Origin of the sequence: Paraburkholderia caffeinilytica, assembly GCF_051027425.1 — a bacterium.
Classification (GTDB): Bacteria; Pseudomonadota; Gammaproteobacteria; order Burkholderiales; family Burkholderiaceae; genus Paraburkholderia; species Paraburkholderia caffeinilytica_A.
The window spans coordinates 2,711,264-2,733,358 of sequence record NZ_CP186553.1 but is presented as its reverse complement, the minus strand read 5'-3'; the positions used below and the strand labels follow the sequence as shown (position 1 = coordinate 2,733,358).

At 61.6% G+C, this 22,095-nt stretch carries 22 protein-coding genes; 12 read left to right on the top strand and 10 right to left on the bottom strand.

Going from position 1 to position 22,095, the window contains the following annotated elements:
• Positions 1–147: 147 nt before the first annotated feature.
• The 7 genes from deoC (at position 148) to ACOSV0_RS32525 (ending at position 9,711) form a co-directional block, all read left to right on the top strand.
• Positions 148–1,158 carry a deoxyribose-phosphate aldolase gene (gene deoC / locus ACOSV0_RS32555; protein ID WP_434111632.1) on the top strand — a complete coding sequence of 337 codons (1,011 nt, stop codon included), beginning with the start codon at positions 148–150 and terminating at the stop codon, positions 1,156–1,158.
• Between the two features lie 16 nt (positions 1,159–1,174).
• A complete protein-coding gene (locus ACOSV0_RS32550) occupies positions 1,175–3,568 on the top strand; it encodes an aldehyde dehydrogenase family protein (RefSeq protein WP_434111630.1) in 2,394 nt (797 codons plus the stop codon).
• Between the two features lie 174 nt (positions 3,569–3,742).
• Positions 3,743–4,705, top strand: a complete 963-nt coding sequence (gene rbsK, locus ACOSV0_RS32545) for a ribokinase (RefSeq protein ID WP_434111628.1) — start codon at positions 3,743–3,745, stop codon at positions 4,703–4,705.
• A gap of 46 nt (positions 4,706–4,751) precedes the next feature.
• Positions 4,752–5,822 (top strand): ABC transporter permease, encoded by a 1,071-nt coding sequence (locus tag ACOSV0_RS32540; RefSeq protein WP_434111626.1) that lies wholly within the window; start codon positions 4,752–4,754, stop codon positions 5,820–5,822.
• 112 nt (positions 5,823–5,934) lie between these two features.
• A complete protein-coding gene (locus ACOSV0_RS32535; protein WP_434111624.1) occupies positions 5,935–6,939 on the top strand; it encodes an autoinducer 2 ABC transporter substrate-binding protein in 1,005 nt (334 codons plus the stop codon).
• 120 nt (positions 6,940–7,059) lie between these two features.
• Positions 7,060–8,637 carry a sugar ABC transporter ATP-binding protein gene (locus tag ACOSV0_RS32530; RefSeq protein ID WP_434111622.1) on the top strand — a complete coding sequence of 526 codons (1,578 nt, stop codon included), beginning with the start codon at positions 7,060–7,062 and terminating at the stop codon, positions 8,635–8,637.
• Positions 8,638–8,652: 15 nt separating this feature from the next.
• The gene (locus ACOSV0_RS32525) at positions 8,653–9,711 is read left to right on the top strand and encodes an ABC transporter permease (protein WP_434111620.1); all 1,059 of its coding nucleotides are present in this window, start codon (positions 8,653–8,655) and stop codon (positions 9,709–9,711) included.
• A 57-nt stretch (positions 9,712–9,768) separates the two neighbouring features.
• Here the strand turns inward: ACOSV0_RS32525 and ACOSV0_RS32520 are convergent, their stop codons facing one another.
• The 5 genes from ACOSV0_RS32520 to ACOSV0_RS32500 form a co-directional block, all read right to left on the bottom strand.
• On the bottom strand, positions 9,769–10,494 hold the full coding sequence (locus ACOSV0_RS32520) for a DeoR/GlpR family DNA-binding transcription regulator (RefSeq protein ID WP_434111618.1): 726 nt from the start codon (positions 10,492–10,494) through the stop codon (positions 9,769–9,771).
• A gap of 194 nt (positions 10,495–10,688) precedes the next feature.
• The gene (locus ACOSV0_RS32515; RefSeq protein ID WP_434115944.1) at positions 10,689–11,300 is read right to left on the bottom strand and encodes a hypothetical protein; all 612 of its coding nucleotides are present in this window, start codon (positions 11,298–11,300) and stop codon (positions 10,689–10,691) included.
• Between the two features lie 501 nt (positions 11,301–11,801).
• Positions 11,802–12,380: a YceI family protein gene (locus tag ACOSV0_RS32510; protein WP_434111616.1), complete on the bottom strand. Its 579-nt coding sequence runs from the start codon at positions 12,378–12,380 to the stop codon at positions 11,802–11,804.
• 46 nt (positions 12,381–12,426) lie between these two features.
• A complete protein-coding gene (locus ACOSV0_RS32505) occupies positions 12,427–12,990 on the bottom strand; it encodes a YceI family protein (RefSeq protein ID WP_434111614.1) in 564 nt (187 codons plus the stop codon).
• 140 nt (positions 12,991–13,130) lie between these two features.
• The gene (locus ACOSV0_RS32500; RefSeq protein ID WP_434111613.1) at positions 13,131–13,685 is read right to left on the bottom strand and encodes a cytochrome b; all 555 of its coding nucleotides are present in this window, start codon (positions 13,683–13,685) and stop codon (positions 13,131–13,133) included.
• A gap of 275 nt (positions 13,686–13,960) precedes the next feature.
• Here ACOSV0_RS32500 and ACOSV0_RS32495 point away from each other — a divergent pair, with 275 nt between their 5' ends.
• Positions 13,961–15,211: an arsenic transporter gene (locus tag ACOSV0_RS32495; protein WP_434111611.1), complete on the top strand. Its 1,251-nt coding sequence runs from the start codon at positions 13,961–13,963 to the stop codon at positions 15,209–15,211.
• Positions 15,212–15,217: 6 nt separating this feature from the next.
• Here ACOSV0_RS32495 and ACOSV0_RS32490 read toward each other — a convergent pair whose 3' ends face one another.
• Positions 15,218–15,463, bottom strand: coding sequence for a hypothetical protein (locus ACOSV0_RS32490; RefSeq protein WP_434111609.1), 246 nt, complete (start codon positions 15,461–15,463; stop codon positions 15,218–15,220).
• Between the two features lie 379 nt (positions 15,464–15,842).
• Positions 15,843–16,181 carry a hypothetical protein gene (locus ACOSV0_RS32485; protein ID WP_434111608.1) on the bottom strand — a complete coding sequence of 113 codons (339 nt, stop codon included), beginning with the start codon at positions 16,179–16,181 and terminating at the stop codon, positions 15,843–15,845.
• A 443-nt stretch (positions 16,182–16,624) separates the two neighbouring features.
• Between ACOSV0_RS32485 and ACOSV0_RS32480 the strand changes: the two genes are divergently transcribed.
• From ACOSV0_RS32480 to ACOSV0_RS32470, 3 genes are all read left to right on the top strand, one after another.
• A complete protein-coding gene (locus ACOSV0_RS32480) occupies positions 16,625–16,918 on the top strand; it encodes an EF-hand domain-containing protein (protein WP_434111606.1) in 294 nt (97 codons plus the stop codon).
• Between the two features lie 112 nt (positions 16,919–17,030).
• Entirely contained in the window at positions 17,031–17,744 is a 714-nt protein-coding gene (locus ACOSV0_RS32475; protein WP_434111604.1) for a response regulator, read from the top strand.
• On the top strand, positions 17,741–19,132 hold the full coding sequence (locus ACOSV0_RS32470) for an ATP-binding protein (RefSeq protein WP_434111602.1): 1,392 nt from the start codon (positions 17,741–17,743) through the stop codon (positions 19,130–19,132). The genes ACOSV0_RS32475 and ACOSV0_RS32470 overlap by 4 nt, the downstream gene beginning before the upstream one ends.
• Here the strand turns inward: ACOSV0_RS32470 and ACOSV0_RS32465 are convergent.
• The 3 genes from ACOSV0_RS32465 to ACOSV0_RS32455 all read right to left on the bottom strand — a co-directional run bounded on the left by ACOSV0_RS32465 (position 19,077) and on the right by ACOSV0_RS32455 (position 20,970).
• A complete protein-coding gene (locus tag ACOSV0_RS32465) occupies positions 19,077–19,343 on the bottom strand; it encodes a hypothetical protein (RefSeq protein ID WP_434111600.1) in 267 nt (88 codons plus the stop codon). The genes ACOSV0_RS32470 and ACOSV0_RS32465 overlap by 56 nt on opposite strands.
• Positions 19,344–19,704: 361 nt before the next feature.
• Positions 19,705–20,064, bottom strand: a complete 360-nt coding sequence (locus ACOSV0_RS32460; RefSeq protein ID WP_434111599.1) for a tautomerase family protein — start codon at positions 20,062–20,064, stop codon at positions 19,705–19,707.
• Positions 20,065–20,169: 105 nt separating this feature from the next.
• Positions 20,170–20,970, bottom strand: coding sequence for an acetoacetate decarboxylase family protein (locus ACOSV0_RS32455; protein ID WP_434111597.1), 801 nt, complete (start codon positions 20,968–20,970; stop codon positions 20,170–20,172).
• A gap of 524 nt (positions 20,971–21,494) precedes the next feature.
• On the opposite strand from ACOSV0_RS32455, the gene ACOSV0_RS32450 reads away from it, so the two are divergent.
• The gene (locus tag ACOSV0_RS32450) at positions 21,495–22,061 is read left to right on the top strand and encodes a fimbrial protein (protein WP_434111595.1); all 567 of its coding nucleotides are present in this window, start codon (positions 21,495–21,497) and stop codon (positions 22,059–22,061) included.
• Positions 22,062–22,095: the final 34 nt, after the last annotated feature.

The window sequence follows — 22,095 nt, the reverse complement described above, 5'->3', positions numbered from 1 at the left end:
AACATCACGGCCCATAACAGGGCTTAAGCACCCATTTATGTAACGATTGCATCGCAAAGCTTGTTATGATTCTACCAATCGATGTAGCATAAGTGCGAATAACTTGTCGGCGGATGTTGTGCGCCGCGTCAAATTTCCGGATGTCTTATGCCTGAAGCCCCAGTGCTGTCTTCTTCGGTCGTCGCGTTGCGCGGCGGCCCGCTCGTCCATCCGGTTCGCAATCCGGGCATGCCGTTCGACGCGTCCTGGCTGGACGGCTTGCGCGTCAACCAGTCCGCGGTCGAGCGGCGCACGGCCACGCTCGGAACGCGCCGCAGCGTCAAGAAAGATGCGCAGGCGGCCTGGCTGCTGAAAGCCGTCACCTGCATCGACCTCACCACGCTCAACGGCGATGACACCGAAGGGCGCGTGCGCCGTCTTTGTGCGAAGGCGCGTCAACCCGTGCGGGCCGATCTGCTGGAAGCGCTTGGCATCGCGCCGCGCGGCATCACGACGGGCGCGGTCTGCGTGTATCACCGCTTCGTTGCGGCGGCGGTGGATGCGCTGCAGGGCAGCGGCATTCCGGTCGCCGCGGTATCGACAGGATTTCCCGCCGGGCTGATTCCGCATCCGCTGAAGCTGAAAGAGATCGAGGCCTCGGTCGCGGACGGCGCACAGGAAATCGACATTGTCGTCACGCGTGAATATGTGCTGACCGGCAACTGGCAGGCGCTTTACGACGAAGTGCGCGACTTCCGCGCGGCCTGCGGCCCGGCGCATCTGAAGGCGATTCTGGCAACCGGCGATATCCGCACGCTCTCCAACGTGGCGCGCGCCTCGATGGTCTGCATGATGGCCGGCGCCGACTTCATCAAGACGTCGACCGGCAAGGAAGGCGTCAACGCCACGCTGGACGTTTCGCTGGTGATGGTGCGCATGATCCGCGAGTACCAGGAGCGCACCGGCGTGCCGATCGGCTTCAAACCGGCGGGCGGCGTGTCGAGCGCGAAGTCCGTGCTGTCCTATCAGATCCTCATGAAGGAGGAACTCGGCCGCCCGTGGCTCGAACCGGAGCTGTTCCGTATCGGCGCGTCGAGCCTGCTGGCCGATATCGAACGTCAGCTCGAACATCACGTGAGCGGCCGTTACTCCGCTTTCAACCGTCACCCCGTAGCCTGAACAGAAGACCGATCCCATGAGCGTAGCTGAGTATTTTTCATCGATGGAGTACGGTCCCGCACCCGAGGACGATCAACCCGCGCGCGCATGGCTCGCGCAGCATGAGGCGGGCTTCGGGCATTTCATCGGCGGAGCGTGGCAGGCGCCCGCCGCCGGTGAGCGCTTTGTCTCGCACGCCCCCGCCACGGGCGAGCGGCTCGCCGCACTTGCCCAGGGCGACGCGGCCGATGTCGACGCCGCGGTAGCCGCCGCGCGCGCCGCGCAGCCGGGCTGGCTCGCGCTCGGCGGCGCCGGGCGGGCGCGGCATCTGTATGCGCTCGCGCGCATGGTGCAGCGTCATAGCCGCCTCTTTGCCGTGCTCGAGGCGCTCGACAACGGCAAGCCGATTCGTGAAACGCGCGATATCGACGTGCCACTCGTCGCGCGGCACTTCCTGCATCACGCGGGCTGGGCGCAGTTGCAGGAGAGCGAATTCGCCGATTACGCGCCGCTCGGTGTGGTCGGCCAGATCGTGCCGTGGAATTTTCCGCTGCTGATGCTCGCGTGGAAGATCGCACCGGCGATTGCGACGGGTAACTGCGTCGTGTTGAAACCGGCTGAATACACGCCGCTTACCGCGCTACTGTTCGCCGAACTTGCCCATCGAGCGGGTTTGCCGGCGGGCGTGCTGAACGTCGTGACGGGTGACGGCCGCACCGGCGCCGCGCTCGTCGAGCATCCGCAAGTGGACAAGATCGCTTTCACCGGTTCGACCGAAGTCGGACGCCTGATTCGCGCGGCCACGGCCGGCTCGGGCAAATCGCTGACGCTCGAACTCGGCGGCAAGTCTCCGTTCATCGTGTTCGACGATGCGGATCTCGACGGCGCCGTCGAAGGTGTGGTCGACGCGATCTGGTTCAACCAGGGGCAAGTCTGCTGTGCGGGCTCGCGCCTGCTTGTGCAAGAAGGCGTCGAAGCGCGCTTCATCGCGAAGCTGAAGCGCCGCATGGAAACGCTGCGCGTCGGCACGTCGCTCGATAAGAGTATCGATATCGGCGCGATCGTCGATCCGGTGCAGCTCGAACGCATTCAGTCGCTGGTGGAAACCGGGCGGCGTGAAGGCTGTGCGGTGTGGCAGTCGCCCGATAGGACGATGCCCGCCGGCGGCTGTTTCTATCCGCCCACGCTCGTGACCGGCGTGGCGCCGGCTTCCATTCTCGCGCAGGAGGAAATCTTCGGACCGGTGCTGGTCACGATGAGCTTTCGTACGCCGGATGAAGCGATCGCGCTCGCCAACAATTCGCGCTACGGGCTCGCCGCGAGCGTGTGGAGCGAGACCATCGGCCGTGCGCTGGATATCGCGCCGCGGCTTGCTTGCGGCGTCGTATGGATCAACGCGACCAATCTGTTCGATGCGGCGGTCGGCTTCGGCGGTTACCGCGAGTCGGGCTATGGTCGTGAAGGCGGTCGTGAGGGCATCTACGAATATCTGAAACCGCGTGCCTGGCTCAATCTTCCTGTCCGTCAGGCCGTGCGTGCTGAACCGGCAGGCGGTGCCGGCGAGCGCGATCCGTTGTCGAACGTCACGCTGATCGATCGCACCGCGAAGCTCTTTATCGGCGGCAAGCAGGTGCGCCCCGACAGCGGCTATTCGTTGCCGGTTCACGCGCCGGATGGCACGCTGGTCGGTGAAGTGGGCGAGGGGAACCGCAAGGACATTCGCAACGCGGTCGAAGCGGCGCGCGCGGCGCAGAAATGGTCGCAGGCGAGTACGCATAACCGCGCTCAGGTGCTGTTCTATCTCGCGGAGAATCTGGCCGTTCGTGCGGACGAGTTCGCTCGGCAACTGGTGACGAGAAACGGTGCAACGGAAGCCGCGGCGCATGCCGAAGTCGAGGCCGCGATGGCGCGTCTCTTCACGTACGCGGCGTGGGCCGACAAGTTCGACGGCGCCGTGCATACGCCGCCGCTGCGCGGCGTCGCGCTGGCCATGCACGAGCCGCTTGGCGTGATCGGCATCGCCTGTCCGGACGAAGCGCCGTTGCTCGGCTTCGTGTCGCTGGTGGCGCCCGCGCTGGCCATGGGCAATCGTGTGGTGGTGTTGCCGAGCGCGGCGTGTCCGCTCACCGTGACCGACTTTTATCAGGTGGCCGAGACCTCGGATGTACCGGTCGGCGTGCTGAACATCGTCACGGGTGAGCGTGGCGCGTTGCTTCCCGCCCTCGCCAAACACGACGATGTCGATGCTGTCTGGTGTTTCGGCAAGGCGGCGGATTCGACGCTGGTCGAGCGCGAGTCGATCGGCAATCTGAAGCGTACGTTCGTCGATCACGGCCGCCAGTTCGACTGGTTCGACTGTTCGAGCGAAGGCCGGCCGTTTCTGCGTCAGGCCGTACAGGTGAAGAACATCTGGATACCGTACGGAGACTGACCGACGGACCGACCGGATGTCGGAACAACATGCACGCCAACCAGAAAATGAAGGAGACAACGTGCTGAAGTATCTGGATCTGCAGTTGAAGGCCGTCATGCTGTGCGCGGCGAATGCCTCGCACGGCTGTTTCCCGATGAACGCGCTGCAAACGGAGCGCCAGGGAGAAGGCGAATGAGCACGTCTTTACAACGAAACGGGCGTGTCGTCATTCTCGGCATCTACGTCACGGACCTGACGTTTCGCGCCGCGCGTATGCCCCTGCTCGGCGAGACGATTACCGGCACGGCGTTCGCGATGGGGCCGGGCGGCAAGGGCTCGAATCAGGCGGTGGCAGCGGCGCGCGCCGGCGCCGAGGTGGTGTTCTGCACCCGCATCGGCAACGACGCGTTCGGCGAGATCGCACGCGCAACGTGGGCCAAGGAAGGCATCACGGCGCGCGCCTCGGTGATCGAGGGCGTGTCCACAGGGGCGGCGCATATTTTCGTCGACGACACCACGGGCGGCAACGCGATCATCGTCGCTTCCGGCGCGGCCGGCACGATGAATGCCGCCGACGTCGATGCGATCGAAGCCGACATCGCCGCCGCGCGCGTGTTCGTCACGCAGCTCGAGCAGCCGCTCGCTGCCGCGCGCCGCGGCCTTGAGGTCGCGCGCCGGCATGGCGTGGTTACGGTGTTCAACCCGGCGCCCGCGTTGCCGCTCGACGACGACATCTTCCCGTTGTGCGACTACATTACCCCTAACGAAACCGAAGCCGCCGCGCTCACCGGCGTGCCGATCGCGAATGCCGACGACGCGCGCCGTGCCGCCGATGTGCTGCTCGCCAAAGGTGTCGGCGCGGTCATCGTCACGTTGGGGGAAACCGGCGCGCTGCTGCACTCGGCCACTCAATCCGTGCTCGTGCCGGCGTACCACTGCGGCCGCGTGGTGGAGACCGCCGGCGCCGGTGACGGCTTCACGGGCGGCTTCGCGGCCGCTCTCGCACGCGGCGACGACGCCATGACGGCGCTGCGTTTCGGCTGCGCGCTCGCGGGCATTTCCGTCACGCGTCCGGGTACGGCGCCTTCCATGCCGACCCTCGACGAAGTGAACCGCGTGTTGAATCAGGCGGCCGGAATGTCCCAGCCATCCTGACCGCTGTCCTGACTATTCGCGAAGGCTGAAGGAGATCGTGCTCACCATGAAGTCCTCGTTTTCCGCTGGAAAAATGTTCGGCGACCGCCAGCTGAATTTTCTGCTGATCGTCAACGTGCTCGTCGTGCTGGTCGCGACATGGCTCTCGCACGGGCAATTCGTCGATATCGACAACTTGCAGTCGATGGGCGGACAGTTGCCCGAACTCGGCCTGCTTGCGCTCGGCATCATGTTGTCGATGGTGTCGGGCAACGGCGGGATCGACCTCTCGGGTGTCGGGCTCGCTAACCTGTCCGGAATGGTCGCCGCGCTGGTCGTGCCGCGTTTCGTCAACGGCGACGACTCACCGGCGCTCTACACGTCGCTCTTCTGCGTCATCGTGGTGGTGATGGGGCTGCTCGGCGGTCTGCTGAACGGTGTGGTCATCGCGCGGCTCAGGCTCACGCCGATTCTTTGTACGCTCGGCACGCAACTGCTGTTCACGGGGTTTGCGGTGGTGCTCAGCAATGGCGCTTCCGTGCATGTCGACTATGTCGACCCGTTGTCGAATATCGGTAACGGTACCGTGTTTCAGGTGCCGATCGCGTTCTGCATCTTTATCGCCGCGGTGGTTGTGTTGGGATGGCTGCTCAAACGCAGCCCGTTCGGTTTGCGTCTCTATCTGATGGGCACCAATCCCAAGGCCGCGTTCTACGCCGGTATTCCGCGCGCATGGATGCTGATCACGACTTATGCGATGTGCGGCGTGCTTGCGTCGCTCGCGGGTCTGATCAGCGCGACGCATACGTCCAGCGCGAAATGGGACTACGGGAACTCTTATCTGCTGATCGCCATCCTGATCGCCGTGATGGGCGGCGTGAATCCTGCCGGCGGTCACGGCCGCATCATCTGCGTGTTTTTCGCGGCTACCGTGCTGCAGTTTCTCTCCAGCCTGTTCAACCTGTTGGGCGTGTCGCAGTTTTTCGGCGATTGCGCATGGGGTTTTCTGCTGCTGTTGTCGCTTGCATTTGCGGGCGGCGAGCGGGTGCGCGCGATTTTCGGCTTCGGCGCGAGCGGTGGCGGTGGCGGTGGCGGTGGCGGCAGTGCGGCGAGTTCCGGCACAGCGTCGAAAAATTAGCGCGCCGATCTGACGCGAAGCGTCATCAGGATTTCAGTACGTGGCGGACAACGAGCCCTGACTGTCCGTGATGGTGGAGTGGGGCGACATCGAACGATAGAGGAGACATTGCATGAAATTGACTCGACTGGGTACCGCGCTTGCAGCAGGCGCTCTTACAGTGGGCGTGATCGCCGCGGCACACGCGGCAACCAACGAGACGATCGTCACGGTCGTCAAGGTGACCGGTATCAACTGGTTCAACCGGATGGATGACGGCGTCAAGCAATTCGCGAAAGACAATCCGGGCGTGACCGCGTATCAGACCGGTCCGGGCCGCGCGGATGCCGCGCAGCAACTGAAGATCATCGAAGACCTGATCGCGAAGAAAGTCACCGCGATTGCGGTGGTGCCCTACGATCCGCCGACGCTCGAACCGGCGCTGAAGAAGGCGATGGATCGCGGCATCAAGGTCGTCACGCACGAGGCCGACAACGCGAAGAACACGATGGTCGACATCGAAGCGTTCGATAACACCGCGTACGGCGCCGGCCTGAACGAGCGCCTCGCCTCGTGCATGCATGGCGACGGCAAGTGGGTGGCGCTGGTCGGTTCGCTCGGCAGCCGTTCGCAGGTGCAATGGGCGGACGGCGGGATCGGCAACGCCAAGGCCAAATATCCGAAGATGGATCTGGTGGAGCCGAAACTCGAAACCAATAACGACGGCGAGCGCGCCTATGAAGTCGCGAAGGAAGTGCTGCGCAAGCATCCGGACCTGAAAGGCTTCCAGGGTTCGTCCTCGCTCGACGTGATCGGTATCGGCCGTGCGGTGGAAGAGGCCGGCATGCAGGGCAAGATCTGCGTCTACGGCACGGGCCTGCCGACTGAAGCCGGCAAGTTCCTCGAAAGCGGCGCGATCAACGGCATTGCGTTCTGGGATCCGAAGCTGGCGGGCATTGCGATGAATAAGGTTGCGCAGATGCTGATCGATGGCAAGACGGTCGAGAACGGCGCCGATCTCGGCATTCCGGGCTACACGAAAGTCACCGTCGCGAAGGGGCCGGGCAAAGGGATCATCGTGCGCGGCCAGGGTTGGGTGAATGTCGACAAATCGAACTACAAGCAGTATCCGTTCTGATCGAGCCTGTGTAGGTTGGTTTGTCTTTTGTTTCATGCTTCATGTGTCATGACGTCTCTTCACGGGGACTTCTTTCGGGGCGTGCCTGCGCGGGCACGCCTTAACTTGCGACTGGCCATCATGAATCAAGACTTAACGTCACCGCGGTCACAACAGTCACAGCAGTTACCGCGATCCGACGCGTCGCAACCGTTCTTGGAGGTTGTCGGCGTGCACAAGCGTTTCACCGGTGTGCATGCATTGCGTGGGGTGAGCCTGTCGTTCGAGCGTGGTCAGATCTATCATCTGCTCGGCGAGAACGGCTGCGGCAAGAGCACGTTAATCAAGATCATCTCCGGCGCGCAGCCGCCTGATGAAGGCGAACTCGTGATCGAAGGCGTTCGGCATGCGCGGCTTTCCGCACTCGAATCGCTGGCTGCGGGAATCGAAACGGTCTATCAGGACCTTTCGTTACTGCCCAACATGAGCGTGGCGGAAAACGTCGCGCTTACTGCCGAGCTGGCCACGCATGAAGGCCGGCTCGCACGTACCTTCGACCGGCGCGCGCTCGCGCGCACGGCAGCGCGCGCACTGGAATCGGTTGGCTTGCCTGGCGACGCCGAATTTCAGGCGACCCTCATCGAGCAATTGCCGCTCGCCACGCGTCAGCTCGTCGCCATTGCCCGCGCGATTGCCAGCGAAGCGAAGTTTGTGATCATGGACGAGCCCACCACGTCGCTCACGCAAAAGGAAGTCGACAATCTGATCGCCGTGCTCGCGAATCTGCGCGCGCAGGGCGTGACGGTGCTGTTCGTGAGCCACAAGCTCGACGAGTGCTATGCCATCGGCGGCGAGGTCATCGTGCTGCGCGACGGCCAGAAAATGGCGCAGGGACCGATCGCGGAATTCACCAAAGCGCAGATCAGCGAGCTGATGACCGGGCGCCATCTGTCGAACGAGCGCTATCGCGAAGGCGCGTTTGGCCAGGACGTCGTGCTCGACGTGCGCGGCCTCACGCGCGTGGGCCAGTTCAGCGACGTGTCGTTCTCGCTGCATGGCGGCGAGATTCTCGGCGTCACCGGGTTGCTCGATTCCGGGCGTAACGAACTTGCTCGCGCACTCGCCGGCGTTGCGGCAGCGCATTCGGGGCAAGTGATGCTCGACGGCAAGAGCATTTCATTGCGCACGCCATCAGATGCGAAACATCATCGCATTGGCTACGTACCGGAAGACCGCCTGAATGAAGGGCTGTTTCTCGACAAGTCGATCCGCGACAACGTGATTACCGCGATGATCTCCAGCTTGCGCGATCGTTTCGGCCAGATCGATCGCACGCGCGCACAGGCGCTCGCGGAACAGACGGTGAGCGATTTGCAGATCGCGACGCCCGGTGTCGACAAGCCTGTGCAGTCGCTCTCGGGCGGCAATCAGCAGCGCGTGCTGATCGGCCGCTGGCTCGCCATCGATCCGCGCGTGCTGATTCTGCATGGACCGACGGTCGGCGTCGACGTCGGATCGAAGGACATCATCTACCGCATCATGCAGCGCCTGTCGCAACGGGGCATTGGCATTATCCTGATCAGCGACGACCTGCCTGAACTGCTGCAGAACTGCGATCGCATCCTGATGATGAAGAAGGGACGTGTAGCCAGCGAATATCAGGCCGACACGTTGAGCGAAGCCGACCTGTATCACGCGCTGCTTTCGGAAGCTGCATAAAGGACGTCGATATCCATGAACTCGCGCATCCAGTCGCGCATGAACCAGACCATGACCACGCCGACCATCGTCGAAGTTGCACCCGAGGTCAAGCCGCCCACCTTGCGGGCCAGGCTCGCGCGCAACCCCGAATGGTTCACCGTTGCGTTGATCGCCGCGACGTGCCTGATTGTCGGCGCGATCAATCCGCGCTTCTTTCAGCTTGCGACGCTATTCGATCTGCTGCATTCGGCCACCACGATGTCGCTTTTTGCGCTGGGCACGCTTGTTGTGCTGGCGTCCGGCGGCATCGACGTCTCGTTCACGGCGATCGCCGCTTTGACGATGTACGGCATCACGAAGGCAGTGTTCGCCTGGTGGCCGGACGCGCCGTTCGCGCTGATCCTGATCACCGGCGCGCTGGGCGGCGTGCTGCTCGGTCTTATCAACGGCTTGCTGGTGCATCGTTTGAAAGCGCCTTCGCTGATCGTCACGATCGGCACGCAGTATTTATACCGCGGCCTGCTGTTGACGTTCATCGGCACGACGTTCTTCATGAACATTCCGCACAGCATGGATCATTTCGGCCGGATTCCGCTGTTTTTCTATCACACCAATGAAGGCCTGCGCGCGGTGCTGCCCATTTCGGTGCTGGCGCTCGTGGTGGCCGCTATTGTCACTTGGTGGCTGTTGAACCGGACCATGATGGGGCGCGGCGTCTATGCGATGGGCGGCAGCCTCGCAATCGCCGAGCGGCTCGGCTACAACTTGCGGGCGATTCATCTGTTCGTGTTCGGTTACACAGGCATGCTGGCCGGCATAGCGGGCATTCTGCACGTGTCGAACAACCGGCTCGCGAATCCGTTCGATCTGGTGGGCTCGGAACTCGATGTGATCGCCGCGGTGATCCTGGGCGGCGCGCGCATTACGGGCGGGACCGGCACCGTGGCCGGCACGTTGCTCGGCGTGGTGCTGGTGACGTTGATCAACAGTGTGCTGATTCTGGTTGGCGTGCCGAGCACCTGGCAGAAGGTGATTATCGGCGCGTTCATTCTGATCGCCGGGACGTTGTTCGCATTGCAGCGCAAAAGCTGACGCTGAACGCAGGCCGCGTGGGCTTGCTCGACGGCGCCGCGCCGCCGCCAAGCGCATTTATTTGCGCTTGCGGTGCTCCTGGCCGTTTTCGGTGATGATGGAGTCGAAGTCGTCGATTTGCGAGAAGCGCACCGCCTTGACGACGCCGAACTTGCTCTGGTCCACCACCAGATGCCGTTCGACGGCATTGGCCATGGCCGCCTGTTTGAGCGCGACTTCGTGAAAGTTCCAGCAGGTCACACCACGTGCGTTATCTACACCGCCCGCGGAAATAAATGCTTTATTGATGCCCATACGGCGCAGCATCTCCAGACTCTCTTCACCCGCAAACGAATCCGAGGAAGGCACGTAGACGCCGCCCAGCAGAATCATCCGCACGTTCGGCTTGCGCCGCAGAATCTCCGCGACATTCAGCGAATAGCAGACTACGGTGACGTGACGTTCGAGCGGAATCAGGCGTGCAAGCGTGGTGAGTGTCGTGCCGCAATCGATGAAGATCGTTTCATGATCGACAACGAGCTTCGCCGCAATCGCGGATGCTTCCGCCTTGGCTTGCGCGAAATGATCCTTCTCTTCTTCAAGCGAATAGCCGGCGTTGTTGGGTACGTCGGTCGCGCTGACGATATAGCCGCCGAGATACGTGAATCGCTCCGGACTGCCTGCGATATCGCGCCGGACAGTCATCTCCGATACATCCAGCAGGCTGGCGGCGTCGCGCAGTCGCATTACGCTCTGCTTGGCCAGCGCATCGGCGAGGGCGCGGAGGCGGTCGGGTTTCAGCATGGAGGTCCTGTCGCGCAGTGGGGAGGAACGTTATGTTTTGTTCGACTTGGTGAGAGAATTATAACAAGAGGTCGTCTGCGCGGCGAGCCTGTTTGTGCCTCGAATGTGAGGACTTTTTCGTGCCGGGAACGACAAACGGCCTTTATCCCATTGGGCTAAAGGCTCATTGCCGACGAATCAGGACGTGAGTCTGATTAGAAGCGATAGCTCACACCAATTTGCACGACCGGATACAGCTTGTAGCGCTCGATCTTGTTGCTGATGTTCTGCTCCTCCTGATCGATGTTCGCCTGCGTCGTGAGGAGCGAATAAATCTGCGGCACGTTGTATGTCGTGTGCGGACGGCCGTAGGCCACCCCGAGATCGAACGTCAGACCGAATCCTTTCGAAACCGGCTTGTGGCCGTAGCCGATGCCGAGATAGGGCATCACGTGCGGCAGCGTGGCGGTGGTTGAGGGCGCTGCGCCCACGGCCGGCACGAAATCGTCGCCGATCTTGTAGTTGCCTTGCGCGTTCGGCACCGCGTGGGCCGTCAGCTCGTCGTCGTTGATCAGCGCGCCGGCCGTCACGCGAAACCCGCTCGATGCAAACGGGAACAGATCGATATACAAGCCGCCTTGCAGCAGCTTGAGGTGTCCGTCGTATTCGTTTCCACTGACGTTGAGCGAATGCGAGAAGCCGAGTCCTTCGAATTCCGCATGCACGCCGGCCCACGAGGTCAACGGCAACGCAGCGCCGACGCCTGCGCCGAGTGTGCCGCCGTGGACATAAATTTCCTGGGCGTGTGTGGCTCCCGCCATCGACATCACCACTGCCGCCGTCGCGACCAGAGCCGCATTTTTCACCTGATTCACCGCGCCGTCCCCAGCAAAGAGTCATGTCCGTGCTGGCGACTTTACGGTTTAACCATGCGGTTTGAATCGGCGAAAAGCGGGCAGTTATGGCGACTCTTCGCGCTCAAGTTTTCGTGCGGACGAAAACTGGAAGCGTCGACCCGTAAGTCCTGCCAAACAGGCGATTAAATTCGGCTTGGTGAACAGATCAGGCCTGTTTTAAGGGACTATTTGTTGGGATGTGCGAATTGTTCAGACAAAATTCCGGTTAGCGCAGCGATGATCTCGAATGGACAGATGCGGCGTTATACGGAAAATGCAGATGATTTCCGTTCGCGAGCGGAGGACAGAGCGAAGACGTGCTTTGGCGCTTGAACGTGAGAGCAGGTTGCGGCAACGCGGCGATCTTTTCCACCGGTTGCCGCAACTGCACCTGCCGCGAGCGCCTGGCGCAAGCCGCAGGGAAACCGGCTATTACTGCTTGATGCCTTCGGCCTGAATATGCAACGTGGTCTGCATCTTGAAGCCATAGGTCTTGCCGAAGTCGACGCCGAAATCGTCGCGATTGAACGTCGCGGTCGATTCGGTGCCGCACACTTCACGCTTGAGCATCGGGTTCATGATGCACTTGAACGATTCGATCTTCAGGTTGACCGGCTTGGTTACGCCATGCAGGGTCAGCGTGCCGATCACTTCCACCGGCTTATCGCCGTCGAAGCGGATCTGCGTGCCCTTGTAGGTCGCGGTCGGGTACTTGGCGGCATCGAAGAACTTCTCCGTGACCAGTTCCGAGTCGAGCTTGTCGTTACCGATATCCACCGAGCTCATATCGATCGTCACGTCCACCGTGCCGGTCTTCGCCGCGCGATCCAGTACCACGGTGCCGCTGCTCTTCTTGAACTTGCCACGCCAGATCGAGAGTCCGCCGAAGTGATCGGTTTCGAAGCTCGGGTAGGTGTGCGTCGGATCGAGTTGATACGTATCGGCGGCCATTGCGTTGAACGACATGGCTGCGGCCAGCGCGCCTGCGGCGAGCAAGAATTGTTTCTTCAAGAGATTCTCCAGGGTTCAGAAAGTGCTGTGACGCTTCGGTGTCGAGTTACTTTTTCGAAGCGACGATGTGAAATTTGATAACGACTTCGTCGGCGACAACCGACGTGTCTTTCCATTCGCCGGTGCCGACATCGAACTGCGAACGTTTGATCGGCAAGGTGCCGTCGAAGGTTTGGGTGTTGCCCTGGCTGGCAATCGTGACCGGCACGACGACGGTCTGCGATTTGCCCTTGATGGTCAGCTTGCCGGTGATCTTGTACTGATTGCCGCCGGCCGGTGCGATCGCGTTCGAGACGAACGTCGCGGCCGGATAGGTCGCGCTATCGAACCATTCCTTGCCTTGGGCCTGCTTGTTGTAGTCGTCCGCGCCGAGGTCGTAGCTGCCCGTATCGATCGAGACGTTGGCGGTGCCGGCAGTCGGCTTGGCCGGATCGAAATTCAGCTGGGCCGAGAACTTTTTGAATTTGCCGTCCACCGGCACGTTCATCTGCTTCGTCGTGGCAATGACGCTGCTTTTGCTCGTGTCGACATCGGCATGCGCGAGACCTGCGCCGAAGAAAGAGAACGCGGCAATGCCGGCCAGAATGGAGTGGTAGAAGTTTGATTTCATGGTGGTACGCATCCTATCGAACCCATGCGCTGTGATTGCACACCGCTGGGAATTAAATTGCCAACAGGCCGTAGCCAATCGATTGCTACGTACCTGCCTTACGCCTGGTACCTGTCTGGTAGTTGGCTGGTACCTACGTGTTATCTGAGGAACGGAATCATCCGCGCGAGCAATCCGTCGCGGTCGACAAATTGATGCTTGAGCGCCGCGAGTACATGCATGGCAACGAGTGCCAGCAAGGTGTAATTGAGCAGCACGTGGACCGTGCGCAGGCTTGCCTTAAGCGCCTGGTCCGGGCCGATGAGAGTAGGCAGCGGCACGATGCCGAGGTACACCACCTGAATCCCCGCGGCCGAGCTATAGAAGTAACCGGACAGCGGAATCGCCAGCATCAGAACGTAGAGCACGCCATGCACGAGGTGGGCTGCAGCCTTCTGCCAGGTGGGCGTAGCGCTATCGAGCGCCGGCGCGCGGTGAGTGGCGCGCCATAGCACGCGTGCCACGGCCAGCACGAAGACGGTCACGCCGATCCACTTGTGCCACGAGAAATACTTCAGCTTGGTGGGCGTAAAGCCGGGAATATCGGTCATGATCCAACCGATGTAGAACCCGCAGCAGATCAGCAATGCAATGAGCCAGTGCAGGGCGACGGCAGGGCCGCTGTAATGCTCGACGTCTGAAGAGCGGGGTTTCATGGATTCATGCTCGCTATTCCTGGTGTTGCCGCGCGCGGTAGGTGGCGTATCGCGGGTGAATGCGGATAGTAGGGACGTCAATGAAAACTGAATAGCCAGTGAGAAGAGAACAGATTGTTCTAGCCGTGACGCTAATGTGGATGGAATAAACTCGCGTGGCAGCGCAAATTGTGTGGGCACACAACTTGCGCTCGACTCGTGCGGCATCCCGGTCATGGGTTATGCTGCGCTCCATTCCCGCGCGTGCGCATGATCAGAATCCAGGAACCTGTCTGGTGAACTCAGTCTTTCTCTCTTGGGGTATCGCGATAGCCGCCACGGCGGGCGTTATCGCCCGGCCGTTCAAATGGCCCGAGGCCGTGTGGGCCGTCGCCGGCGCGTTACTATTGGTATCGCTGGGCCTGCTGCCCGTCGATCTGGCAGTCGAGGCGGTCGGCAAAGGCACGGACGTCTACCTCTTCCTGTTCGGCATGATGCTGCTATCGGAGGTCGGGCGCCGCGAAGGTCTGTTCGACTGGGTTGCCGTATTCGCGGTCAACCACGCCAAAGGCTCGCCGCGAAAGCTCTTCCTGCTGGTCTATCTGGTCGGCGTGGTCATCACGGCCTTTCTTTCCAATGACGCCACCGCGGTCGTCCTCACGCCGGCCGTTTTTGCCGCTGCCAAAAAAGCGAAGACGCACCCGTTGCCCTTGCTCTTTGTCTGCGCGTTCATCGCGAATGCCGCGAGCTTCGTGTTGCCGATCTCGAATCCGGCCAACATCGTGCTGTACGGCAATCACACGCCCGCACTTGGCGCCTGGCTGATGCGCTTCACGCTGCCTTCGCTGCTCTCGATCGTCGCGACCTACGTGTTGTTGCGCTGGACCCAGCGCGACGCGCTCGCCGGTACGTGCGAGGCCGATCTTGAACCCCTCGAGTTGTCGTCGAGTGGACGCGTGGCGCTCGCGGGTATCGCGGTGACGGCCGTGGTGTTGCTGACGGTTTCCGCCTTCGACGTACCGCTCGGCCTGCCCACTGCGATACTCGGTGCTTTGACCGCCGTGGTCGTGCTGATCCAGGAGCGCAAATCGCCGCTGCCGATGATCCAGGAGATATCGTGGAGTGTGCTGCCGCTCGTCGCCGCTTTATTCGTGCTGGTCGAAATGCTCGATCACACGGGTGTCATCAAGACACTCGTCGCTCAACTGCAAGCCGCAACCCAGCATAGCGAAATCGCGACGGCCGGCTGGGCCGGCACCCTCATCGCGATCGGCAGCAATCTGATGAACAACTTGCCGGCGGGTTTGATCGCCAGTTCGACCGTGATGCAGGCGCATAGTCCCGAGCGGGTGATCGATGCGCTCCTGATCGGCGTCGATCTGGGTCCGAATCTGTCGATCACCGGCTCGCTTGCAACGATCCTCTGGCTCAACGCAATTCGCCGTGAAGGCGAAGACGTGAGCTTCCTGAAGTTCCTGAAAGTGGGCGTGGTGGTGATGCTGCCGGCCCTCGCGCTGGCGCTTGCCGCGCGGATTCTGACCGGTTGAGCGGAGCTATGGCAGTGTGCCGGTCTTGCGCATCGGTGGCTCGGCCATCAGCTTTTGCGCGGACTGTTCGAGCGAGCGCAAAGCGGCTTCGAGCCGAGCGAGGCGCGCCCGTTGCGTCGGCATCAGCAAGGTTCTGGGAAGCATGCGCAGGCGATTGCGCCAATACGACAGCGGGATGCGGTCGTTGGTGGATATCAGCACGAATACGCGTTCGAGGTGGGCGATCTCTTTGTCTATATCCTGATAGCTCATCTGACGTTCCAGAAGAAGAGATGGATGGGCCACGAAACGGGGCAAGCGGTACGGCGGCAATTGGGCCGATATGTCCAATTAATGAACACGCCGTGACGCTAGAGCGATCAGCAAGGACCGTACCGCGCGCCGCGATGTTGAGTTGACATCAAGCTTTCAGTCGCGGTGTATTTGTCTGATATATCGGCGTCGCCCAGTCAGGACGGCGTGTGGAGGCGGCATGGATGCCGTCGGTTTTAATTCGCGCAACGCGTGGCGGAGTTCCAGGAACGCGAGTTCATCCCACCTCTCTGCCTGTAAGAATCGTGGCGTAGAACATTAGTTACCAGCCGGTGGCCATGTCTTGCCTGAAGTCGTCTGATGAATCGCTTCGGCAGCTTTAGCGCGGCACCGCCATCACGGGTTGCGCGTAGGTGACGGCAGGGGCGGGTACGACCGCGTAGTGGGTCGGCGCAGGCACCACGACGGTCGCGTACGGGACGACCGAACGTGCCGGCAGCAGCACGGGCGTGCCGACCGCGACAGCAACGGGAACCGGCGCCGGCGGGGGCGCCGTCACATAGACCGGCCTGAGCGGCGCGTAGTAATAGACAGGGCGTGGCGGCGGTGCATAGACCACGGCGGCGGGCATATAAACGACCACCCGGGCAAACGCCGTCGACGAACAGGCGAGACCGATGGCGGTGAAGGTAGAGGCACAGACGAGACGAATACTCACTTGATACTCCTGGGACGAAGAACTATGCGGCGCATTTTCCGGTGAAGATGCAGGGCGGCTGGTTCGGAATGCTTGAGAGTTATGCCGAACTGTTGAGGCGCCGCTTGTGCTGCATGTGGAACCGATGGTGCTGATGATGCTGATGGCGCCGGCAGACGAAAGATACGCAAACTGCCATTAAAACGGCAGCGCGAACTTATTTCATTCCATGTCGCGAGAGAGCGGACCATGAGGGCATAAGCGTGCAGGTGCCGGGAGCGCGTGCCGGATAACGACGACAGCGCGTGTACCTGCCATACCGGCGTTACTCAGCACCATGACATATGGCGACACGATTCTGAAATTGCCTTCCGTTGGCACTTGCACAAGAATTCGGCCTGTCATCGAACGGATCGCGGCGGTTTGCAGGCGACGCACGATGAGTCCAATCGAAGGAGTCAGTCATGAAGAAGTTGATCGCGGTTGTGCTGCTGTGCTGCGCGTCCACTGTTACGTTCGCCCAGAGCGCCGCGCCGCAAGGTGGCAATCCCCAGCGCATGGAACGCATGGCCCAGCAGTTGCAAATGCGTTTTTCGAATGCCAACACCACGCACGACGGCAAGCTCACGAAGGAACAGGCGGCTGCGGGCATGCCGATGGTCGCGAAGCATTTCGATGAAATCGACACGCAGAAAGCGGGCTACATCACGTTGCCGCAGATCGTGGCATTCATGCAGGAACGCGGCGCAGCGCACTGAGCCGCGCGGGCATCGGCGGGATCGTAGAATCTTTAAGGCTCGAACGCGCGACGCAATCTGCCAGGTCCTGCACGCCGGTGCACTGCCCGCCGCTTAACCGAGGAGCTTTCGTATGGATCGCCCCGCCAAAATCATCGTGCTCGACGACGAAGCCGAACTGCGCAACATGCTGCAGCGCTTCCTGCGCGGTCACGGCTTCGACGTACGGATCGCGGAAGACGGCAAGCGGCTCGACCGTTATCTGGAACGCGAACCGTTCGATCTGCTGGTGCTCGATCTGATGATCGGCGAAGAGGACGGCCTCGCCATTTGCGCCCGCTTGCGCGAGCAAGGGCAGACGTTGCCGATCCTGATGCTGACCGCGAAGGGCGACCCGCTCGACAAGGTGGCCGGCCTCGAAACTGGCGCTGACGACTACCTCGCCAAACCATTCCTGCCGCGCGAACTGGTGGCGCGGATCAATGCGCTGCTGCGCCGCCAGAAGATGGCCGCGGGCGATGTCACCGTGACCTCGCAGAGCGTGCGCTTCGGCGATTTCAGTCTCGACGTCGGCAAGCAGCAGTTGTCACGAGGCGGAGAGTTGCTCGAGATTCATTCGGCGCAGATGCTGTTGCTGGTTGCGCTGGCGTCCTCGCCGAACCGGCCCGTGAGCCGTGACAATCTGCTGGCGCGCGCCCGTGGCCGTGAGCACGACGCGCTCGATCGCAGCATCGACGTGCAGGTGCTGCGGCTGCGGCAGATCGTCGAGGACGATCCCTCGAAGCCGCGCTTCATCAAGACCGTGTGGGGTGTCGGTTACATGCTGGTCGCGGACGTCGACTCATGACGCGCTCGCTGCTGCAGAGGGCGCTGCCGAAAACGCTGCTGGCGCGCAATATCGTCTTGCTGATCGCCTTGCTGATGCTGAGCCAGATATGCGTACTCGGTGTCTTGCTGCACTATGTGCAGCGGCCTCGCGTCGAACGGGCGGCGGCGGTGTTCGCCACTTACGTGACGACGCTCGACAATCTGCTTCAGGCTACGCCGCCTGGCGCGCGTGCCGATTTGACCGCACGTCTCGACGCGCGCGCGCAACTTCCCGCCGAAGCGGCTGTTAAGCCGCCGCCTGGTCTGATGCATGCCTATCGCACGTATCAACGCGGTGTGTTTTTCGATAGCTTGCGCGCGCATTTGCCCACCGATATGCCGGTGAGCTGGCAATCCGAAGGCGGTCAGCGCTTGTGGATTCGCATGCACGCGCCGGCCGACGCACCGCACTCGCCATACTGGATTGCACTGCCGATTCCCGAGGACGCGCAAGGCGCCGGACTCGACGCGGCGATCCTGCTGTCGCTCGGGTTGGGCGCACTGGCCGCGCTAACCGGCTACGTGATCCAACGCCACCTAAACCAGCCGCTCCAGGAGTTGGCGCGGACGGCACGTCGCGTGAGCGCCGGAGAAACGCCCGCGCCGTTGCCGACCGACGGTCCTGCCGAGATCGCCTCGGTAAGCAGCGCATTCAATCAGATGACGCATGCGTTGCAGCAAGCTGAAGCGACGCGCGCGCTGATGCTGGCGGGCATCTCGCACGACATTCGCACGCCGCTCACCAAACTGCGCCTTTCGATGGCCATGGCGATGCCGGACGGCAGCGACAGCAGCTTCGTGGTCGCCGCCGAGTCGTACCTCGATCAGATCGAGACGATCTTGCAGCAGTTCATGGATTACGCGGGCAGCGGCGAACGTGAGGCCGCCGCGCCTGGCGATCTGAATGCGTTGATCGAACGGTTAGCCGGCGATTTCGCGGGGCTGGGGCATGAGTTCGAGTTGTCGCTCGCGAACTTGCCTGCTGTGGCCTATCGGCCGATCAGCATGATGCGGCTCCTGATGAACCTCATGCAGAACGCAATCGTTTATGCCGGCACTGGGCTCGCTGTACGGAGTTGGGCTACAGGCGAAGCCGTGTATGTGGCGGTTGGCGATCGCGGGAAAGGGCTTTCGGCGGAGGAGTTGGAGCAGTTGAAAGCGCCGTTTCAGCGTGGCCGCAATGCCCGCACGCATAGCGGTGGAACCGGGCTCGGGCTTGCGATCGTTGAGCGGATCGCGCGGCTGCACGGCGGCAGCCTGCAGTTTCACGCGCGCGAAGGCGGCGGTCTGGAGGTATGGGTGGTGTTGCCGTTCACTTCCGATCCAGCCACGCATCCAGCCCCACCCGGAAGGCCACGCCCGCGATAACCGGCACGGTCAGCATGAGAATGATGCCGAAGTTGGGAATCTCGTCGCCGTAAGTGATCGGACCGTAGAGCACGACCGTCGCCACGATCGCGAAGACCACGACGCCGACCGCAACCATCATGAGATTGCGCGCCACAATGGACAGTTCCTTGCGCTTTGCCTTGCCCGGCTCGGTGCTGGTAGTGGGGACTTCGTCGTGTTGGGCGGGCATGATGGTTCTCGTGACGGGAAGAAGTGCCGCGCAGGACGCGGCAGCCAATGCAATTTCAAAGCACGTTACAAAACGCTACGACAAAGCGCAGCGGCGAACTGAATGCCGACCAGTGCGTGATCGGCATCATACCAGGGGTTGTTCGTGCTGCGCATATCGGGCTGCGCCGGCCGGTAATTCCGCGGCGGCGATCAGATCACCGGCATGAGGGCGGCAATTGCGCCGAACCGATAGTCGCGTTGATGCAGGAACGTCCCTAACATCAATATAAGCCGCATTATCGGCAGTGGGATGAAAAGTGCGATGCCGACGGTCACTCTATGCGTGACCGTCGGCGATGGTAGCGGCGATCTCTTTTGCCTTATTCGCTCGCGACGTCCGGCATGACTTGCCCCATTTCCATCGCCTGACTGGCTGGCAAATCCTGAATGCCGATGACAATCTGGTCATCGGGCGCGCCCGTCGCCGTCTGAACCAGTTTCCAAAGACGCTGTATCAATTCCCGCTTGTATTCAGGTGACCGCCCGGCTCGCATCAAAACCGTGAGCGCGGCAGTTGCAGCGGGTTCTCCGGCGGTGAACCCGCTGCCCGGCGCATAGTCCTGAAACACGATATGCACCCAATTCTTCGGCACACCCGCATAGTCGGAATGCAGGTTCGTCAGTTCCATCGCGAGCCGGGCCTTGGCGTCATTACTGAGTGAGCCGTCCTGCGTAATCAAGGTATAGAGCGGTATGAGAGCGACTCCTGTACTGACGTTTGATAGGTCCTTGACGGTGGGTGGCCCACATGGGTCTTTTGCAAACTCCCAGGGCCGCCCGGCCAATCACCCGGCGTAGTTCTTCAGAATGCGCAGGTCGGTCACGGAGTACGCCATGCCGAGCCGATAGCCTCGCCCGACGCGCACGGGTGCAATCAGGTGCATGTCCTCGCCGTCGACCTCGGGAATCTTCAGTTCCGCCGACCCGGTCCAGACATCCACGATCGCGAGATTGTCCGTGAGCGACATGGTGAGTTCGTCGACGGGTGGCTTCTCCTGTTGTCCCGCTGCGAGCTGGGGAAAGTAACGGCGCATTGTTGTAGGTCGATTGAAAACTGTTGTCGGGTCGGCGACAGGTTCCTCGAGCTGGATCCGGGCGGTCGCCAGCCGCTCTCCGTGCGCGGACACACTGGCGCCGAAGCGGCTTCCTTTGGCAAGGGGCGCAGCCGCCAGACTGGGCGCGGAGAAACTGCGCGTCTGATAGACGCTGGCGAGTTTCTTTGGAAACCCCTGTGCCCATCCTCGGGCGATGGCGGCATCGTTGTCGACAAAGATGTATGGGCAGTAGTTGACCGCAATGCCTTCGAAGACCGCCTCGACCAGAACGAAGGCCTCGCGATATTGATACCGGGCCGGGTCCGTCAGTTCGTCATTGGAGCCCGTGAACTGCCAGTCCAGAAACCAGAAGAAGGCGCGGCCGCCGGATTTCTCGTCCACCGTGACGCCTGGCGGGAGGAGCGCCGCGATCGCCTTCTGATCGGCCCAGTATTCGATGGCGAGACAGTCGCTGGAATAGTGCCACGGCGGCAGCGTTGCCAGCGCGGACTTTCCTTGTGGCGTAACAGGAACCGAAAACGCTTTAGGCATTTGCTTTCTCCTTGATCGGGGCGACGGGACGTCGCTGCACATGGAATCCTTGCGTTGCTTGTGAACGCTGCGTATGGCCTGACGACGACCGTTCGAGGGCATAGCTCGCGGCCAGGACGCGATCCGCGGTAGCGTTCGATCTGGCGAGCCGCGCGTGCGGCAATAGTGCAGTGCCTTGTCTGCTGATGCTTTCGAAATCGCACGTTCTGACTGGGATCTCTCTCAATCCGAGCCGGGTGTCGCGTCGCAATAATAATTTTGTTGACCTGCAGAGCCTTTCCAGACAAGCCGTAACGCCAACTTACTGATCCTGAATTTATCTCGTTATTTTAAGAATCGTCCGAGCGACGTGGGCTTCGCGTTTTTTTAAGATTGTGTCCATGGTGATCAGCGCTTCAACGGTTAAGAAAACGAAGCACCGGTAAAGCAGCGATTGCCCCGAGCGGCCCATGTGATGACACGAATCGACCGCCAAGTTTATGGAAGCTAATTTTTCTAATTAATTGAATTTCTGGAGTGTTCAAATGAAACGCAAGATTCCCGCACTTATCGCTGTCGCACTGACCTCTGTCGCCGTTATGTCGATTGACGCTCATGCTGCGGACGGCACCATCACCATCACCGGCACCGTGTCGGACACAACCTGCTCGATCAACGGCGCCACGTCGGGCAGCCCGGCCGACATTGCTGTCACGCTGCCGACCGTTCCGGCTGGCGCGCTCGCAACCTCGGGTGCAGTCGCCGGCATCTCGGGCGCAGGCAATATCCAGATGGTTCTGAGCGGTTGCAGCGGTACGGCGACGAAGGCTGTCGCACGTTTCGAAAACGGCTCGACCGTCGATCAGGCCAACGGCTATCTGCAAAACCAGGCAACGGGCACGCCGGCGAAGTACGTCGAGGTCCGCCTTCTGAACGCCAATATGCAGCCGATCAACATCGTCAGCGGCATGAATAACGACATCAGCACCAATGCGGCGACTATTGTCGGCGGTAATGCGGTGGTGAATTACTTCGCGCAGTATTACGCGACCGGCAAGGCGCAAGCCGGTTCGGTGGCGACCTCGGTGCAATACACCATGCAATATCAATAATGGTGTGATTCAGAAGGTGTTTGTCCCGGCGAGC

Excerpts from the sequence above, each read along its gene's own strand:
- ACOSV0_RS32470 (WP_434111602.1), top strand. The coding sequence starts at position 17,741 with ATGACGCGCTCGCTGCTGCAGAGGGCGCTGCCGAAAACGCTGCTGGCG.
- rbsK (WP_434111628.1), top strand. The coding sequence starts at position 3,743 with ATGAGCACGTCTTTACAACGAAACGGGCGTGTCGTCATTCTCGGCATC.
- ACOSV0_RS32515 (WP_434115944.1), bottom strand. The coding sequence starts at position 11,300 with ATGTCGATGGCGGGAGCCACACACGCCCAGGAAATTTATGTCCACGGC.
- ACOSV0_RS32465 (WP_434111600.1), bottom strand. The coding sequence starts at position 19,343 with ATGCCCGCCCAACACGACGAAGTCCCCACTACCAGCACCGAGCCGGGC.
- deoC (WP_434111632.1), top strand. The coding sequence starts at position 148 with ATGCCTGAAGCCCCAGTGCTGTCTTCTTCGGTCGTCGCGTTGCGCGGC.
- ACOSV0_RS32475 (WP_434111604.1), top strand. The coding sequence starts at position 17,031 with ATGGATCGCCCCGCCAAAATCATCGTGCTCGACGACGAAGCCGAACTG.
- ACOSV0_RS32525 (WP_434111620.1), top strand. The coding sequence starts at position 8,653 with ATGAACTCGCGCATCCAGTCGCGCATGAACCAGACCATGACCACGCCG.
- ACOSV0_RS32455 (WP_434111597.1), bottom strand. The coding sequence starts at position 20,970 with ATGCCTAAAGCGTTTTCGGTTCCTGTTACGCCACAAGGAAAGTCCGCG.
- ACOSV0_RS32480 (WP_434111606.1), top strand. The coding sequence starts at position 16,625 with ATGAAGAAGTTGATCGCGGTTGTGCTGCTGTGCTGCGCGTCCACTGTT.
- ACOSV0_RS32500 (WP_434111613.1), bottom strand. The coding sequence starts at position 13,685 with ATGAAACCCCGCTCTTCAGACGTCGAGCATTACAGCGGCCCTGCCGTC.
- ACOSV0_RS32450 (WP_434111595.1), top strand. The coding sequence starts at position 21,495 with ATGAAACGCAAGATTCCCGCACTTATCGCTGTCGCACTGACCTCTGTC.
- ACOSV0_RS32535 (WP_434111624.1), top strand. The coding sequence starts at position 5,935 with ATGAAATTGACTCGACTGGGTACCGCGCTTGCAGCAGGCGCTCTTACA.
- ACOSV0_RS32530 (WP_434111622.1), top strand. The coding sequence starts at position 7,060 with ATGAATCAAGACTTAACGTCACCGCGGTCACAACAGTCACAGCAGTTA.
- ACOSV0_RS32540 (WP_434111626.1), top strand. The coding sequence starts at position 4,752 with ATGAAGTCCTCGTTTTCCGCTGGAAAAATGTTCGGCGACCGCCAGCTG.
- ACOSV0_RS32505 (WP_434111614.1), bottom strand. The coding sequence starts at position 12,990 with ATGAAATCAAACTTCTACCACTCCATTCTGGCCGGCATTGCCGCGTTC.
- ACOSV0_RS32520 (WP_434111618.1), bottom strand. The coding sequence starts at position 10,494 with ATGCTGAAACCCGACCGCCTCCGCGCCCTCGCCGATGCGCTGGCCAAG.
- ACOSV0_RS32490 (WP_434111609.1), bottom strand. The coding sequence starts at position 15,463 with ATGAGCTATCAGGATATAGACAAAGAGATCGCCCACCTCGAACGCGTA.
- ACOSV0_RS32550 (WP_434111630.1), top strand. The coding sequence starts at position 1,175 with ATGAGCGTAGCTGAGTATTTTTCATCGATGGAGTACGGTCCCGCACCC.